14 protein-coding genes and 1 tRNA gene are annotated in these 16175 nt (G+C 67.1%); 8 read left to right on the top strand and 7 right to left on the bottom strand.

What is annotated here, in order from left to right; all coding sequences use genetic code 11:
• The first annotated feature begins 164 nt into the window (after positions 1-164).
• The 4 genes from AC07XB_RS19625 to AC07XB_RS19610 are packed head-to-tail and all read left to right on the top strand — an operon-like array spanning position 165 to position 5435.
• The gene (locus tag AC07XB_RS19625) at positions 165-1445 is read left to right on the top strand and encodes a c-type cytochrome (RefSeq protein ID WP_492372641.1); all 1281 of its coding nucleotides are present in this window, start codon (positions 165-167) and stop codon (positions 1443-1445) included.
• The gene (locus AC07XB_RS19620) at positions 1442-1951 is read left to right on the top strand and encodes a (2Fe-2S)-binding protein (protein WP_492372642.1); all 510 of its coding nucleotides are present in this window, start codon (positions 1442-1444) and stop codon (positions 1949-1951) included. The genes AC07XB_RS19625 and AC07XB_RS19620 overlap by 4 nt, the downstream gene beginning before the upstream one ends.
• Entirely contained in the window at positions 1948-4212 is a 2265-nt protein-coding gene (locus AC07XB_RS19615; protein WP_492829400.1) for a xanthine dehydrogenase family protein molybdopterin-binding subunit, read from the top strand. Before AC07XB_RS19620 ends, AC07XB_RS19615 begins: the two co-directional genes overlap by 4 nt.
• Before the next feature lie 59 nt (positions 4213-4271).
• On the top strand, positions 4272-5435 hold the full coding sequence (locus AC07XB_RS19610) for an FAD binding domain-containing protein (protein WP_492829402.1): 1164 nt from the start codon (positions 4272-4274) through the stop codon (positions 5433-5435).
• A gap of 313 nt (positions 5436-5748) precedes the next feature.
• Here the strand turns inward: AC07XB_RS19610 and AC07XB_RS19605 are convergent.
• The 6 genes from AC07XB_RS19605 to cysS form a co-directional block, all read right to left on the bottom strand.
• A tRNA-Ser gene (locus AC07XB_RS19605) sits at positions 5749-5842 on the bottom strand.
• A 150-nt stretch (positions 5843-5992) separates the two neighbouring features.
• Positions 5993-7243 carry an aspartate kinase gene (locus AC07XB_RS19600; protein WP_174422792.1) on the bottom strand — a complete coding sequence of 417 codons (1251 nt, stop codon included), beginning with the start codon at positions 7241-7243 and terminating at the stop codon, positions 5993-5995.
• A 141-nt stretch (positions 7244-7384) separates the two neighbouring features.
• Complete coding sequence (tilS, locus tag AC07XB_RS19595; protein WP_492829404.1) at positions 7385-8851, bottom strand: tRNA lysidine(34) synthetase TilS; 1467 nt, start codon at positions 8849-8851, stop codon at positions 7385-7387.
• Positions 8817-9788: an acetyl-CoA carboxylase carboxyltransferase subunit alpha gene (locus tag AC07XB_RS19590; protein ID WP_253932783.1), complete on the bottom strand. Its 972-nt coding sequence runs from the start codon at positions 9786-9788 to the stop codon at positions 8817-8819. The genes tilS and AC07XB_RS19590 overlap by 35 nt, the downstream gene beginning before the upstream one ends.
• A 114-nt stretch (positions 9789-9902) precedes the next feature.
• A complete protein-coding gene (locus tag AC07XB_RS19585) occupies positions 9903-10850 on the bottom strand; it encodes a DNA-3-methyladenine glycosylase family protein (protein WP_492372646.1) in 948 nt (315 codons plus the stop codon).
• A complete protein-coding gene (gene cysS, locus AC07XB_RS19580; RefSeq protein WP_043344964.1) occupies positions 10835-12223 on the bottom strand; it encodes a cysteine--tRNA ligase in 1389 nt (462 codons plus the stop codon). The genes AC07XB_RS19585 and cysS overlap by 16 nt, the downstream gene beginning before the upstream one ends.
• 255 nt (positions 12224-12478) lie before the next feature.
• On the opposite strand from cysS, the gene AC07XB_RS19575 reads away from it, so the two are divergent.
• From AC07XB_RS19575 to AC07XB_RS19560, 4 genes are all read left to right on the top strand, one after another.
• Positions 12479-13177 carry a tetratricopeptide repeat protein gene (locus AC07XB_RS19575; protein ID WP_492829407.1) on the top strand — a complete coding sequence of 233 codons (699 nt, stop codon included), beginning with the start codon at positions 12479-12481 and terminating at the stop codon, positions 13175-13177.
• A gap of 70 nt (positions 13178-13247) precedes the next feature.
• Positions 13248-13832 (top strand): peptidylprolyl isomerase, encoded by a 585-nt coding sequence (locus AC07XB_RS19570; RefSeq protein ID WP_006163145.1) that lies wholly within the window; start codon positions 13248-13250, stop codon positions 13830-13832.
• A gap of 32 nt (positions 13833-13864) precedes the next feature.
• Positions 13865-14365, top strand: coding sequence for a peptidylprolyl isomerase (locus AC07XB_RS19565; RefSeq protein WP_150983882.1), 501 nt, complete (start codon positions 13865-13867; stop codon positions 14363-14365).
• Positions 14366-14448: 83 nt separating this feature from the next.
• A complete protein-coding gene (locus tag AC07XB_RS19560) occupies positions 14449-15237 on the top strand; it encodes a UDP-2,3-diacylglucosamine diphosphatase (protein WP_492829409.1) in 789 nt (262 codons plus the stop codon).
• 56 nt (positions 15238-15293) lie between these two features.
• On the opposite strand, the gene cysE is transcribed toward AC07XB_RS19560, so the two are convergent.
• Positions 15294-16037 carry a serine O-acetyltransferase gene (gene cysE, locus AC07XB_RS19555; protein ID WP_006163142.1) on the bottom strand — a complete coding sequence of 248 codons (744 nt, stop codon included), beginning with the start codon at positions 16035-16037 and terminating at the stop codon, positions 15294-15296.
• Positions 16038-16175: the final 138 nt, after the last annotated feature.

Raw genomic sequence — 16175 nt, 5'->3', positions numbered from 1 at the left:
ACCACTCGTCTGATTGTTGCCGGTCGACACGGCTCCTACCATGCGAGTTGAGCCGCGCCTTCCCGCCGCTGCCAGAGGTCCCGATGCATGGAATGCGCACCGCGGGCCTCTATCGACACAAGGATTCCCGCAATGAACCGGCATCGACTCCCGGCAGGCCAGGCATGAAACGCCGGCCCATCCTTCTCGCTGCGGCAGGGGCAGCGGCTGTTGCCCTGCTGGCTGCCGCCGGCATCATGTGGGAGCCGGCCATCGCGCCGATCGCCGCGCCCGCGCCGGCTTCCTTCGAGCGGGCGCTGACACTGGAGGGCGCCCGCGTGGTCGCGCTCGGCGACTGCGCGGTATGCCATACGGCCAAGGGCGGCCAGCCCTTCGCCGGCGGCCTGCCGCTGGTCACGCCGTTCGGCACCATCTACTCGACCAACATCACGCCCGATGCGCAAACCGGCATCGGCAACTGGTCGTTGGACGCCTTCATGCGTGCCATGCGGCGCGGCATCGCGCGCGACGGCCACCAGCTCTATCCGGCGTTTCCGTACATCCACTTCACCAGGATGTCGGACCGCGAGATCGAGGCGGCCTATGCCTACCTGATGCGGCGCGAGCCCGTAACTGCCAGGCCGCCCGCCAATGCACTGATCTTCCCGCTCAACTTCCGGCCCCTGGTCGCCTTCTGGAACGTGCTGTTCCTTCGACCCGGTGAAGCACAACACGATCCAGCGCAGGATGAAGCCTGGAACCGCGGCCGCCTGCTGGTGGACGGACTTGGCCACTGCGCCGCCTGCCACTCTCCGCTCAATGCGATCGGCGGGGAAAAACCGGGCCGCGCCTTCGCTGGCGGCGTGGTGGACAACTGGGAAGCGCCACCGCTGAATCGCCTGGCGGGCGGGCCCGTGCCCTGGACCAAGGCGCAGCTAAGCACATACCTGCGCACCGGCATCTCCGCGGCGCATGGCGCGGCAGCCGGGCCGATGCTGCCAGTCACGCTCGAACTGGCCACCGTGCCAGAGGCGGACGTCGATGCCATTGCGAGCTATCTGATGTCGCTGCGCAAGCCAGCATCCGCGCCCGCCGTGGTGCCGGTGTCGGCGGCCGTGACCGACCAGTCCGCCATCGCGCGCGGCGCGGCGCTCTTCACCGGAGCGTGCGCCGCCTGCCATGGTCCCGGCTCGCCAATGCAAAGCGTGGGGGCCCGGCCCAGCCTCGCCACCAGTTCCGCGGTCAACGCGAGCACGCCGCGCAACGCCATCCAGATGATGCTGCAAGGCGTGGCGTGGAACGGCGAGGACGCGATGCACTACATGCCAGCGTTCGCGCAAGCCTTCGACGACCAGCAACTTGCCGACCTGGCGGCCTACCTGCGCGCCACCTACACCCGGCAGCCGCCGTGGACCGGCGTGCAGGACACCATCGCCAACCTCAGGAAAGGGGACGAATCGAGATGATCAAGCTCACCGTCAACGGCGCCAGCCACGCGCTGGACATCGATCCGTCCACGCCGCTGCTCTATGCCCTGCGCGACGAGCTGCACCTACACGGCGCCAAGTTCGGCTGCGGCCTGGGCCAGTGCGGCGCCTGCACCGTCATCGTCGGCGACCGCGCGGTGTTTTCGTGCCTGATGCCGGTGGCATCGATCGGCGCCCGGCCGGTGCGCACCATCGAGAGCCTGGGCACCGCCGACAGGCCGGGGCCCTTGCAGAAGGCGTTCATCGACCACCAAGCGGCGCAATGCGGCTACTGCATCGCTGGCATGATCATGCGCGCGCAGGCCCTGCTGGAGGTCAACGCGCATCCCACCGAGGCCGAGCTGCGCGCGCACATGGAACCCAACCTGTGCCGGTGCGGCACCCATATGCGCATCCTGGCGGCCATCCGCGCCGTGGCCGGCACGCCTGGCGCCATGCGCCCGGGCGGGGTCAAGGCCGAGAGCAGCAATGAGGGGGCGCGATGAGCGGCCATGACGACCACATCGACCTGGGTCGCCGCACCTTCCTGGTCTCGGGTTCGCTGGTGGTGGGCTTCACGCTGCTGCCGGGACGCGAGGCCATGGCGCAGACCGTGCTGGCCGACGAGGGCGCGGCCGTGCAGATCGCGCGGCAATACCAGGCGCTGGCGGGCAGCCTGAAGACCAACCCCTATCTCGACGCCTGGATCAGGATCGCCCCCGACAACCAGGTCACGGTGTACACCGGCAAGGTCGAGCTGGGCACTGGTGTGCGCACCGCGCTGCTGCAGGTGGCAGCGGAAGAACTGCAGATGGCGCCCGCGCTGATCACCTTCCTGAGCGCCGATACCGGCCGTTCGCCGGACGAAGGGCTGACCGCCGGCAGCCACACCATGGCCGACAGCGGCAGCGCCCTGCTCAACGCGGCGGCCCAGGTGCGCGGGCTGCTGACCGACGCCGCCGCGCGGCAGCTGCGTGTCAATGCGGCGTCGCTGTCGGTCGGCAATGCGCGCATCACGGCCCCCGACGGGCGCTCACTGTCGTTCGGCGAACTGCTGCCTACGGTGAACCTGCACCGCGCGGCAACGCCCGCCTCGCCGCTGCGCGACCCCAAGTCGTTCTCCGTGATCGGCACGCCGATGCCTCGGCTGGACATTCCCGGCAAGGTCACCGGCAAGCCGAGCTATGTCCAGGACCTGGCCATGCCGGGCATGGTGCATGCGCGCGTGGTGCTGCCGCCTGCCTATGACGCTGCCCTGTTGTCGGTCGACGAGACCGCGGTCAAGTCCATGCCCGGCGTGATCGCCGTCGTGCGCGACGGCAACCTGCTCGGCGTGGTGGCCACGGGAGAATGGCAGGCGGTACTGGCTCAGCGCGCGCTCGGCGCGGCATGCCGCTGGAGCAAGGGGCGCGCGCTGCCCCGCCCCGCCGACGTGATCGCGCAGCTCAAGCAGCTCGCCACGCAGCACATCGAGATCGCCAACACGCGGAGCGCTGTGCCGGCAGGCACCAGGACGCTGGCCGCCAGCTATTCCAAGCACTACCTGATGCACGGATCGATTGGCCCCTCGTGCGCCGTCGCGCAGATGCAGGACGGCGTACTGACCGTATGGACCCACTCCCAGGGCGTCTACCCGCTGCGCGACGGCCTGGCCGAGATGCTGTCGATGCCCAAGGACAAGCTGCGCTGCATCCACGTGGAAGGCTCGGGATGCTACGGGCACAACGGCGCCGACGACGCCGCCGCGCATGCCGCCTATCTGGCCCGCGCCCTGCCGGGAAAGCCGGTGCGCGTGCAATGGATGCGTGACCAGGAGAACCTGTGGGACCACTTCACGCCGGCCATGGTCACCGAGGTCCAGGCCTCGCTCGACGCCGGTGGCCATATCGTCGACTGGGACTACGCGCTGTGGAGCAGCTCGCATAACGAGCGCGTGGTCAACGCGGGCCGGCTGCTGCCCGCCACCCAGCTGGCCAGGCCCTTCGTCCCCGCGCCCTCGGTCCCGATGCTGCAGCCCGAAGGCGGCGGCGACCGCAACGCGATTCCGCTCTACAAGCTCCCGGCCTCGCACATCGTCAACCACTTCTCGCCGACCATGCCGCTGCGCACCTCGGCGATGCGCTCGCTGGGCGCGCACATGAACGTCTTCTCGATCGAGAGCTTCATGGACGAACTGGCCGCCGCGGCCAGCACCGACCCCGTGGCGTTCCGGCTGCGGCATCTGGAAGACCCGCGCGCGCGTGACGTGATCCAGCTTGCCGCCGCCAGGTTCGGCTGGCCCCGGCGCGGCCGCAAGCCCGGCCACGGCGTCGGCTTCGCGTTCGCCAGGTACAAGAACCTGATGGGCTATATGGCGATCGCGCTGGAGATCTCGGTGGTGCGCGACACGGGACTGGTGCGCCTGGAGCATGCGGAGGTGGCCGTCGATTGCGGGCAGATCGTCAATCCGGATGGCGTGCGCAACCAGATCGAGGGCGGCGTCCTGCAGGCCGCGAGCTGGACGCTGTACGAGCAGTTGCGCTTTGACACCGGCGGCGTCGGCAGCTTCGATTGGAGCGCCTATCCGATCATGCGCTTCTCCGCCGTGCCCACCACCGTCAACGTGCACCTGATCGACCGCCCCGGCGCGCCGTTCCTCGGCGTGGCCGAAGCCGCGATGGGACCCACCGCGGGCGCCATCGGCAACGCCCTGTTCGATGCCACCGGCAAGCGCCTGCGCGACATGCCGCTGGGCGGCGAGCGGCTGCGCAGGGAAATCGCGCCGTAGCGCGCTGCGTGCCATGACCCCGGGCGCTGACCGGCGCCCGGCCCCTGAACCTCAACGCCATGACCATCATGCCCACCATGCCCACGTCCAGACCTCACCGCGCCATCGTGATCGGCGGCTCGCTCGGCGGGCTCTTTACCGCCATCTGCCTGCGCGCCATCGGCTGGGATGTCGATGTCTTCGAGCGCTCGCCGCAGCAGCTCGACAGCCGCGGCGGCGGGCTCGTGCTGCAGCCCGGCGTGCTCGACGCGCTGGCCTTCGCCGGAGTCGCGCACCCGCCAGAGTTCGGCGTGCCGTCGAAGGACCGCATCTTCCTGGACCGCGAGGGTGTGGTTCGCCGCATCGACATGCCGCAGACGCAAATCGCCTGGAACGGACTCTATGCGCTGATGAAAGGCGCGCTTGATCCGCGCATGATCCATGCGGGCGAGGAACTGGTCACGCTGGACCGCGAGGCCGATCGTGTGACGGCCCGCTTTGCCTCGGGCCGCACCGAGCACGCGGATCTGCTGGTCGGCGCCGACGGACCGCTGTCCACGGTGCGGCAGCAACTGCTGCCCGGCGATGCGCCCGCCTATGCCGGCTATGTCGCCTGGCGCGGCGTGCTGCCCGAGGCAGCGCTGGGCGAGCAGGCCAGGTCGCTGCTGGTCGATGCCTTCGCCTTCCAGGACGAGCCGGGACACCAGATGCTGACCTACCTCATCCCCGGCGAGGACGGATCGGCCCGGCGCAACGAACGGCGCCTGAACTGGGTCTGGTACCGCGCGCTGCCCGCGGGAGAACCGCTAGCGGCCGTGCTGCTGGACCGCCATGGCCACCAGCACACGCATTCGCTGCCCCCGGGCGCGGTCAAGGATGCCGATGCCCAGGCGCTGCGGCTTGCTGCGGCGGACAGCCTCGCGCCCGTGTTCGCGGCACTGGTCGCATCGACCCCCGATCCCTTCCTGCAGCTGATCCAGGATTACGCAGCACCGCGCATGCGCTTTGGCCGCGCGGTGCTGCTAGGCGATGCCGCCTTCGTGGCGCGCCCACATACCGGCGCGGGAGCGGGCAAGGCGGCAGCCAATGCCGTGGCCCTGGCGCGCGCACTGCAGGCCGGCGGGGAGCGTATCGACGACGCACTCGTGGTGTGGGATCGAAGCCAGTGGGCCGAGGACAAACGCCTGGCCCAGTGGGGCATCTCGCTCGGCCGGCGCATCATGGGCGTGATGCAGCCTGACTGACCGGCACGGCAGCGCGGCTCAGCGTGCCGGGACCAGTGCGATCGATTCATGCACGGTAGATGGCCCGCTCCTTGACGCTAAGGCTGCGCAAGATCTCTCGCTTGCCATCGACGCCATGCGGTCCATCGGCGCGCGCTTGCGCAGGTAGTAGATGCCGTCTCGGAGGGTGAGGTACATGCTCGCTCCCGGTCAGTCTGTGTCAGGTACACACGCGGGAGCAGCAGTGAAAGGGGGAGCAGTGAAACGGGGAGCACAAAAAACAAAACCCCGGAAGACCGCAATCTTCCGGGGTTCCGCCGCCAATACGATGTAGTGGCGGAGACGGAGGGATTCGAACCCTCGATCCAGGTTTTGGCCCGGATGCTCCCTTAGCAGGGGAGTGCCTTCGACCTCTCGGCCACGTCTCCCAAATCTGCCGTTGTGTGAGGGAGGCCACACAACGAAGCGCGTATTCTATCGGTCAGATTTCAATTGGTCAACGGTGATTCGATGACTAATTGAAAAAACTTGCACAGCCCGTTAGAAGCGCAGGCCGCGCGCGGCCTGCCTTGCATGGATCACGCCTGATCCAGCTCGAACACCTTATGCAGCGCGCGCACGGCGAGCTCCATGTACTTCTCGTCGATCAGCACCGAGATCTTGATTTCCGAGGTGGAGATCATCTGGATGTTGATGCCTTCTTCGGACAGCGTGCGGAACATCTTGCTGGCGATGCCGACGTGCGAGCGCATGCCCACGCCGACTACCGAGACCTTCGACACCTTCGGGTCGCCCGATACGCTGGCGGCGCCGATATGTGCCTTCACGCCATCGTTGAGGATGGCAAGCGCGCGCTGGTATTCGCCGCGCGGCACGGTGAAGGTGAAGTCGGTCTTGCCGTCGACGGACTGGTTCTGGATGATCATGTCGACGTCGATGTTGGCGTCGGCTACCGGGCCCAGGATCTGGTATGCGATGCCGGGCTTGTCGGGCACGCCCAGGACGGTGATCTTCGCCTCGTCACGGGCAAAGGCGATGCCGGAGATGACGGCTGCTTCCATTTCAGAATTTTCCTCAAAAGTGATCAGCGTGCCCGAGTGCATTTCTTGCTCGAGGGGCATCAGGGGGTCGGTGAGCGACGACAGCACGCGGGTCTTCACGCGGTACTTGCCGGCGAATTCCACCGAACGGATCTGCAGCACCTTGGAGCCCAGGCTGGCCATTTCCAGCATTTCCTCGAAGGTGATCTGGTCCAGGCGGCGAGCGTCTTCGACCACGCGCGGATCGGTGGTGTAGACCCCGTCCACGTCGGTGTAGATCAGGCATTCCTCAGCCTCGATGGCGGCGGCGATCGCCACGGCCGAGGTATCGGAACCACCGCGGCCAAGCGTGGTGATGTTGCCGTTGTCGTCGATGCCCTGGAAGCCCGTGACCACCACCACGCGCCCGGCGTCGAGATCGGCCAGGATGCGCTCGTCATCGATGGACTCGATGCGGGCCTTGGTATGGGACGAGTCGGTCTTCACCGGCACTTGCCAGCCGGTGTAGCTGATCGCGTCGACGCCCTCGCTTTGCAGCGCAATCGCGAGCAACGCGGAACTGGCTTGCTCGCCGGTGGCGGCCAGCATATCCAGCTCGCGCGGGCTCGGCTGCGCCGAAATTTCCTTGGCGAGGCCAAGCAAGCGATTGGTCTCGCCTGACATGGCCGAAGGCACCACGACTACGCGGTGACCTGCACGATGCCATTTGGCAACGCGCTTGGCGACATTCTTGATGCGTTCCGGAGAACCCATCGAAGTGCCACCGTATTTGTGAACGATGAGAGCCATCTGTTTGTCGACACCAGCGATTGTGCAAACCCTTGAAAATACACGAAGGGGAGCCCCAAGGCAAGGTGTGGGCGGCTCGGACGACGGCCACGGCAAGTGGCGCGCGAGGAATATTGCGGGCGGAAAGCAGCCTGCCGAGGCTTATCCGATGGCTGCGCCCTGTCCGGGCGATGCAACCGGCTCGACCCACTCGACCCATTCGACACGCCAGCGCGGCGCGGCCGGTGCATCCGGCCAGCGCCGGTGCATGCCCAGGCCAGCCGCGAACACGAGCTGATCGCCCGACCACAACAGCGGCAGCCGCGCGCGCCGCGCCATCGGCACGCCAGCCTCCTGGTAAGCCTGCTTGAGCGCGCGCGCGGGCCCGCCCGGACGCAGCACGATGCGCTCGCCGCCTTGGCGCGCGGCGAGGCGCAGGGGCCGGCGCAGCGCTGCTTCCGGCAGGCCGAAGGTATCGTCGCGCGTAAAGCGCAGCTCACCCTGCCACGCAGGCACGGCCAGGCCTGCCTCGCCCTGCCAGTGCAGCGCCAGGTCTTCAGACTCGATGGCTGGCCCCGCGCGGCGGGCCAGCACACGGCCCCTGAAGCGATGCAACATCAGGGTCTCGTGCTGGATGGCAGGCTCGCCGCCTTCATGCTCGATCAGTTGCGCGCGCATGGCGGACAGCCGCGCGGTGGACGGGGCCTGCGTACCAAGCTCGCGCAGCCACAACCGCAGCACAGCGTCGGCCTCGGCCGGCGGCAGCGCGCGCAGCCCGGCAAGATCGAGTTCAGCCAGCGTGCTGGCATCGCGCGGCGTGCGCACCAGCCCCGCCATCCATTGCGTAGCCAGCGCGTCGAGCAATTCGCTGGCCTGCGCCAGGTGTGCGGCGGCTTGCGCCACATTGGCGCGCAACGCGGGAAACGCCGCGGCCAGCGCGGGCATATGCTGCCTCAGCGCGTTGCGGGCGAATCGGGAATCGTCATTGGAAGGGTCGTCGATCCAGGGGAGCGCATTCACGGCGCAGTACGCATCGATGTCGTCGCGGCCGACCTCGAGCCACGGGCGCAGCAAGACGATCTGCTGCCTTGCCCCGAGCCGGCGCAGGCGCGGCATGCCGCCAAGCCCGGCCAGCCCGGCGCCACGGAACAGGCGCAGCAGCACCGTCTCGACCTGGTCGTCCAGGTGATGGGCAAACAGCAGCAACTCCGCCCCGGCCTCGTCACACATGGCTTCGAGCGCAGCGTAGCGCGCGCGGCGCGCCGCCGCCTCCAGCCCTTCGCCCTGCCCCTGGCTGACCGAGACACGCTGGCTGTAGAACGGCAGTTGCCAGTCGGCGCACAGCGTCGCGCAGAACACGTCCCACTGGTCCGCCTCGGCCTGCAGGCCATGATGCACATGCAGCGCCACCACGCGCAGCGGCAGCGACGACGCCACCACCGCTGCACGCAGCGCGTGCAGCAGCGCGACCGAATCGCGTCCGCCGGAGAGTGCCACCGCTACCGTGCCTGCCCGTGCGCCGTCGCCAGAAACAACAAAGGCCGCACCGGCCTGAAGCGCCTGTGCGACCTTGTCGGTCAAGCCGGCGGACGGGTCAGCCCGGTGCGCCGGTTTCCTTGAACTTGCCATAGGCCAGCAGACGCTCGTTGCGACGCGCTTGCAGCTCCTTCACGCTCATGCCCTGGAACTGGCGCAGCGAATCCGCCAGCGAACGCTTGAGCATGGCGGCCATGCCCTTGACGTCGCGGTGCGCGCCGCCCAGCGGCTCGCTGACGATCTTGTCGATCAGGCTGAGCGCCTTGAGGCGGTGCGCGGTCAGGCCGAGGGCTTCGGCAGCTTCCGGCGCCTTCTCGGCGGTCTTCCACAGGATGGAAGCGCAGCCTTCCGGCGAGATCACGGCGTAGGTGGCAAATTGCAGCATCTGCACCACATCACCCACGGCAATCGCCAGCGCGCCGCCGGAGCCGCCTTCGCCGATGATGGTGGCGATCAGCGGCACCTTGAGGCCGGCCATCACGTAGAGATTGTGACCGATGGCTTCGGACTGGCCGCGCTCTTCCGCGTCGATGCCGGGGAATGCACCCGGCGTGTCAACGAAGGTGAAGATCGGCAGGCCGAACTTGTCGGCCAACTCCATCAGGCGCTTGGCCTTGCGGTAGCCCTCGGGCTTGGGCATGCCAAAGTTGCGCATCGCGCGCTCTTTGGTGTCGCGTCCCTTCTGGTGACCGATCACCATGCACGCCTGCCCGTTGAAGCGGGCCAGGCCGCCCACGATCGACAGATCGTCGGCAAAGCTGCGGTCGCCGTGCAGTTCGTGGAAGTCGGTGAAGATCTCCCGCACATAGTCCAGCGTGTACGGACGTTGCGGATGCCGGGCGATCTGTGCCACCTGCCATGGGGTCAGGTTGGCGTAGATGTCCTTGGTAAGCTGCTGGCTCTTGCCGGCCAGCCGCGAAATCTCTTCGGAGATATCGACAGCCGAATCGTCCTGCACAAATCGCAGTTCTTCGATCTTTGCCTCGAGTTCGGCAATCGGCTGCTCAAAATCTAGGAAGGTGGTTTTCATGAGACTCGCGTACCTGTCTGTGAAGGAGCGCATTCTACCGGAATTCGCCCACTAAACCGCAAGTCTGCGGATGCAGTCTCGCGCACTTCCGTGCAAATTTTGCTGCCTTCCAGCCTAATACGTCACAGGCAGGGGATCAAGACTGCGCCACATGTACCAGGTGGCGACGGTGCGCCATGGCTCCCAGTTGGCCGCCACCTCGCGCGCCTCGCTGCGCGTGACGGGCTCTCCACTGAAATAATTTGCCGAGATGGCGTTGATCAGGCCGACGTCATCGAGCGGCAGCACATTGGGCCGCATCAGGTTGAACATCAGGAACATTTCGGCGGTCCAGCGGCCAATGCCGCGGATCTGCGTCAGCTCCGCGATGACGGCTTCGTCATCCATCTCGGTCCAGCTATTCACATGCACGCGCCCTGCCTTGAAATGCTCGGCAAGGTCGACGATGTATTCCGCCTTGCGGCGCGACAGGCCGCAGGCGGCCAGGTTGTCGTGCCCCGCCTTGAGCATCTGCGCCGGCGTGAGCTTGGGACAAACCGCCACCAGCCGCTCCCACACTGTCTGCGCGGCCTTCACCGAGATCTGCTGGCCCACCACGGAGCGAGCCAGCGTGATGAACGGGTCGCCACGCGAGATCAGGTGCGCGGGGCCGTAGGTGGGGATCATCTTGCGCAGGATGCGGTCGCGCTTCATCAGGTCGGCGCAGGCCTCGTCCCAATAAGCCGGACGCACGGCATCCACCACCGTTTCGACCGGCAGGGGCAGCGCCTCGGCTTCCGGCAGCACGGGCGCCTTGGCCGCGCGCGCGCCGATCTTGAGGGCGGGCTTGCCGTCCGCCTTGAGCACCGGGCCAGATGACTTGCCGGCAGCCTTGATAGCCGCTTTCACAGGCTTGGCGACGTTCGCCGCCGGGCTTGCCTTCTGCGGCTTTGGCGGCTTTGCAGGCAGCTTCGCGGGCGCCGGCGGCTTGGCCGCGGGCTTGGCCTTGGTGGTCGCAGCAGTCTTGGACGGCGCCGCGGGCGTCGCCGTCTTGCGCACGGCAGCGTTCAAGCGCGCCTCCACTCGGTAGCACCGCCGGGCTTGTCCTCGAGAACCACGCCGCCCGCCAGCAGCTCGGCACGGATGCGGTCGGCTTCGGCAAAATTGCGCTCGGCCTTGGCCTGCTTGCGCGCCGCGATCAGCCCCTCGATCTGCTCCGGCTCCAGGCCATCGGCCGGCTTGCCGCCTTGCAGGAACGCATGGGCGTCGCGCCCGAGCAGGCCCAGCGTGGCGGCCAGGCCCTTGAGCTGGCGCGCCATCGCGCCGGAGCCGGTGCGATTGACTTCGCCCGCCAGGTCGAACAGCACGGCCATGGCGATCGGCGTATTGAAGTCATCGCCCATTGCATCGACAAAGCGCCGCGCATGCGCCTCTTCCCAGTCCAGCGGCAGGACATCGGGCTGCACGTCCTTGAGCGCCGTGTACAGGCGCGTCAGCGAGTGACGGGCGTCTTCCAGGTGGACATTGCTGTAGTGCAGCGGGCTGCGGTAGTGCGCGCGCAGGATGAAGAAGCGCACCACCTCGGCGTCATACTCTTTCAGTACGTCGCGGATGGTGAAGAAGTTGCCGAGCGACTTCGACATCTTCTCGTCATTGATGCGCACGAAGCCGTTGTGCATCCACAGGTTGACGAACGTCTTGCCGCTGGCGCCCTCGGACTGTGCGATCTCGTTCTCGTGGTGCGGGAACTGCAGGTCGGCGCCGCCGCCGTGGATGTCGAAATGCTCGCCCAGCAAGGCGCAGCTCATCGCCGAGCACTCGATATGCCAGCCCGGGCGGCCCGAGCCCCACTTGGAATCCCACTTGCTTTCGGCGGGCTCGCTTTCCTTGGCGGACTTCCACAGGACGAAGTCGAGCGGATCGTGCTTGGCTTCGTTGGTGGCCACGCGCTCGCCGGCGCGCAGGTCCTCCAGCGACTTGCCCGACAGGCGGCCGTAGTTGGGAAACTTGCGCACGGCGTAGTTCACGTCGCCATCGCTGGCGTGGTAGGCCAGGCCGCGGGCTTCGAGCTTGCTGATGATGTCGAGCATCTGCGGCACGTAGTCGGTGGCGCGCGGCTCATGGTCCGGGCGCTGGATGCCGAGTGCGTCGGCGTCTTCGTGCATGTAGCGGATGAAGCGGTCAGTCAGCGCGCCGATGGTCTCGCCATTCTCCGCGGCGCGGCGAATGATCTTGTCATCGATGTCGGTGATGTTCTGTACATACGTCACGTCGTAGCCGGCGGTGCGCAGCCAGCGCTGCACCATGTCGAATACCACCATCACGCGCGCATGGCCGACGTGGCAATAGTCGTACACCGTCATGCCGCAGACATACATGCGTACACGGCCGGGTTCGATTGGCACGAAAGGCTGCTTTTCACGCGCGAGCGTGTTGTAGATATTCAGAGGATGCATGAAACGAGGTGAATGGATGAGGGATTGGCGCCATTGTCGCGCCATTCGCGAGACCGGCAACTTGGCGCCAACGCAAAGCCTGGCGCGACCCATATCTTACCGGAAGCGCCCGAGCGCGGCAGGTCGTCGCCCGCCTTGCACCGCACCACGGACAAGCCGGCTCGGGCCGGGCCAGCGCAGGCCGGCGCGCCGATACCCGGGCCGGCATGGCCGCGCTTTGCTAGAATGCCGCGGAGTATAACGGACCGCCCATACATGAGCCTGTTCCTGCCCACCATAGCAACCGTGTCATCCCAGCCCGCGCGCCAACGCATTGCGGCCGCCTCATTCGCCCTGGCGGCGATCCTGGCAGGCCTGCTTGCCATAGCGGGGCCTGCGCGAGCGCAGAACGGTCCGCTATCGCTCGCGGTGCCGGCCACGACGCCAGGCGGCGTGCGCTCGGCCGACCCTGGCATGGCGGACGCCGAGAAGGCGGCAGCGCAGAAGAAATATGGCGAGGCCATCGACCGCTTCGACCGCGTGCTGGCCACCAACCCGCGCAATGCCCAGGCCCGCTTCGAGCGGGCATGGGCCCTGGCCCAGGCCGGGCGCGAGGACGAGGCCATCGCGGCGCTGCAATCCATGGCCCAGGACTTCCCTGAGTTGCCCGAGCCGCACAACAACCTGGCGCTGCTGTACGCCAAGCGCGGGGACTTGAAGCGCGCCGAAGCGGAATTGCTGATCGCGATCGATGTCAAACCTGATTTCGCCGTGGGCTATGCCAACCTTGGCGACGTCTACCGCCGCTTGGCCGAGAATGCCTACCGCAACGCGCTGCGGCGCAATCCCAAGGATGCGGGCGCCGCTGCCGGCCTGAAGCAACTGCAGCCTGTCGCGGCCATCCAGCCGCCGGCCGACAGCACCCGAAAGCCAGGCACGGCCGCCAGCGAGCCAGCCACGGCGCCCAAGCCTTAATTACCTTGCCCAACGGGCCGGACCGCTACCCTGCCCGGCCCTATCGTTTCCCCGATCCACGGAGTCAAGCATGATCTTTTCGCGTCGCCTAGTCCTTGCCGGCATCGCCGCCGCCGCGATGGCGCTCTCGCCGCTGGCCGCACAGGCACAGCAGACGAAAACCGAACGGGTGCAGTTCGTCACCAGCGCCGGCAAGTTCACGCTCGAGGTCTATCCGGACGCCGCGCCCAAGACTGTCGCGAACTTCATGGAGTACGTGAAGAGCGGCTTCTATAGCGGTACCATCTTCCACCGCGTGATCAATGGCTTCATGGTGCAAGGCGGCGGCTTCGACCGCGACATGAAGCAAAAGCCCACGCGCGCGGCGATCCCGCTGGAAGCCCAGAACGGGCTGAAGAACAAGGCCGGCACGGTAGCCATGGCGCGCACCAGCGATCCGAACTCCGCCACCGCCCAGTTCTTCATCAATGTGGTGGATAATTCCAGTCTCGACTATCCGTCGCCGGACGGTAACGGCTATGCCGTGTTCGGCAAGGTGGTGGAAGGCATGGATACCGTCGACAAGATGAAGAACGCGCCCACCACCTCGTATGGCCCGATGCGTAATGTGCCGGCCACGCCGATCGTGATCGAGTCGGCTACTGTCGTCAAATAACCGCCGAACAAACACCGAACAAAGGAACGCAAATGTCCAAGGTAGAGCTCCACACCAACCAGGGTGTCATCACCATCGAACTCGACGCCGAAAAGGCACCGAAGTCGGTTGAGAACTTCCTGTCGTATGTGCGCAAGGGTCACTACGACAACACCATTTTTCACCGCGTGATCAAGAATTTCATGATCCAGGGCGGCGGCTTCGAACCCGGCATGAAGCAAAAGGGCACCGATGCCCCGATCGAGAACGAAGCCGGCAACGGCCTGAAGAACGATCGCTACACGGTTGCCATGGCGCGTACCAACGCACCGCACTCGGCCACCGCGCAGTTCTTCATCAACGCGGTCGACAATGACTTCCTGAACTTCACCTCGCCGACCCCGCAAGGCTTCGGCTACGCCGTGTTTGGCAAGGTGACCGACGGCACCGACGTGGTCGAGAAGATCAAGGGCGTGCGTACCGGCAGCGCTGGCTTCCACCAGGACGTGCCGCTCGAGGACGTGGTCATCGAAAAGGCCGTAGTGGTCGAATAAGCCACTGGCCATCACCGGGACACGTTCCACCGAGCCCCGCGGGGTCGCACCATGAAGTCAGGCCAGCATCTCTTTCCAACCGCATGACTGTGACCCCATCCACGCCGGCCGCCGGCGCCCTCGTGGTGCCAGCGCCGGCGTGGTTCATTTCCGACCTGCATCTCACCCCCGGCATGCCGCGCACGCTGGCCGCCTTCGAGCACGTGCTCGAACGCGCGGCGCAAGAGGCGCGCGCCCTGTTCATCCTGGGTGATTTTTTCGAATTCTGGGTTGGCGACGAAGAAACCGACAGCCCCTTCGCGGCGCAGGTGGCCGCCAGGCTGCGCCAGCTTGCCGGACGCGGCGTCCAGGTCTACCTGATGCACGGCAACCGCGACTTCCTGCTGGGCCAACGCTTTGCGGGCGCCGCGGGGGCCACCTTGCTGCCCGACCCCACCGTGATCGACTGCGCCGGCCAGCGCGTGGTGCTCAGCCACGGTGACATGTTGTGCACCGACGATGAGCGCTATATGCGGTTTCGCCACTGGACCCGCAAGCGCTGGGTGCAGCGGGTATTCCTGTCGCTGCCGTTGGCGCTGCGGCTGCGCGTGGCGCGCCGCCTGCGCGCCGATAGCGAAGCGGGTCGCACGCAGGCCCGCCGCGACGCACCGCCAGACTATGGCGACACCACGCCGCAAGCCGTGGCCGCGCTATTGCGCGCCAGCCAGGCGCCGGCCCTGGTGCACGGCCATACGCACCGCCCCGCCCGGCACGAAAGCCCGGAAGGCGTGCGCTGGGTGCTGACCGACTGGGACCTCGACGGCAAGCGGCCGCGCGCCGCCGTGCTGCAACTCGACGCGGGCGGATTCAACGTGCTGCCGCAAGTAAGCTGACGCAAATAAGCTGACGCCGAATCCCCCTCTACGCTTCATCGACCTTCTGCATCAAACTACTTCATCAGCTTGCGCAGCTCGCTCGCATCGAAGCGGTCGTTCGGCGTGTTCTCGAGATGCTCGCCGAGCCGATCCAGCGCGGCCATCACGGTCTCCAGCCGCTCGTGCTGCTGCGCCGCGTTGTCGATCAGGCTCTTGAGCGCAAGCGAGACCGGGTCGTCCGCGTTCGGCGTGATGCCATAGGCCGAGAACTCCTGCTTGGCGCCCTGCTGCCCGCTGGGTGCGTCCGGCAGGATGATGCGCGCCGGGATGCCGACCGCGGTGGCGCCCGGCGGCACCGGCTTGAGCACCACGGCGTTGGAGCCGATGCGCGCGCCGTCGCCGATGGTGTAGCCGCCGAGCACCTTGGCCCCGGCGCTGACCACCACGTTCGCACCTAGCGTGGGGTGGCGCTTCACCCCCTTGTAGAGCGAGGTCCCGCCCAGGGTCACGCCCTGGTAGATGGTGCAGTCGTCGCCGATCTCGGCGGTCTCGCCCACCACCACGCCCATGCCGTGGTCAATGAACACGCGCCGCCCCACCTTGGCGCCAGGGTGGATCTCGATACCGGTGAAAAAGCGAGCCCAGTGCGAGATCCAGCGGCCCAGCCAGTGAAACCCCGCATTCCAGCAGGCGTGCGCGAAGCGATGGAACACCACGGCGTGAAAGCCGGGATAGCAGGTCAGTACCTCCAGACGGCTGCGTGCGGCGGGGTCGCGCCGCATGATGGCGTCGATATCTTCCTTCAGGCGAGTGAACATCTTGGTCGTGTCGTGTTGCCACGCCGTGCGCCGCGCGCCCTGGGCCAGGGCTGGCGCGATCGCCGGCATGGTCATTGGCCGGTGAAAACGGGATCAGGGAGTGTAAGAGATTTGCTGCCCTGCTGCCGCCATGGACAT

This window comes from Cupriavidus sp. GW821-FHT02F09 (assembly GCF_059421605.1).
Note: the sequence above shows the minus strand (reverse complement) of the source record. Positions and strands in the feature narration are given on the sequence as shown.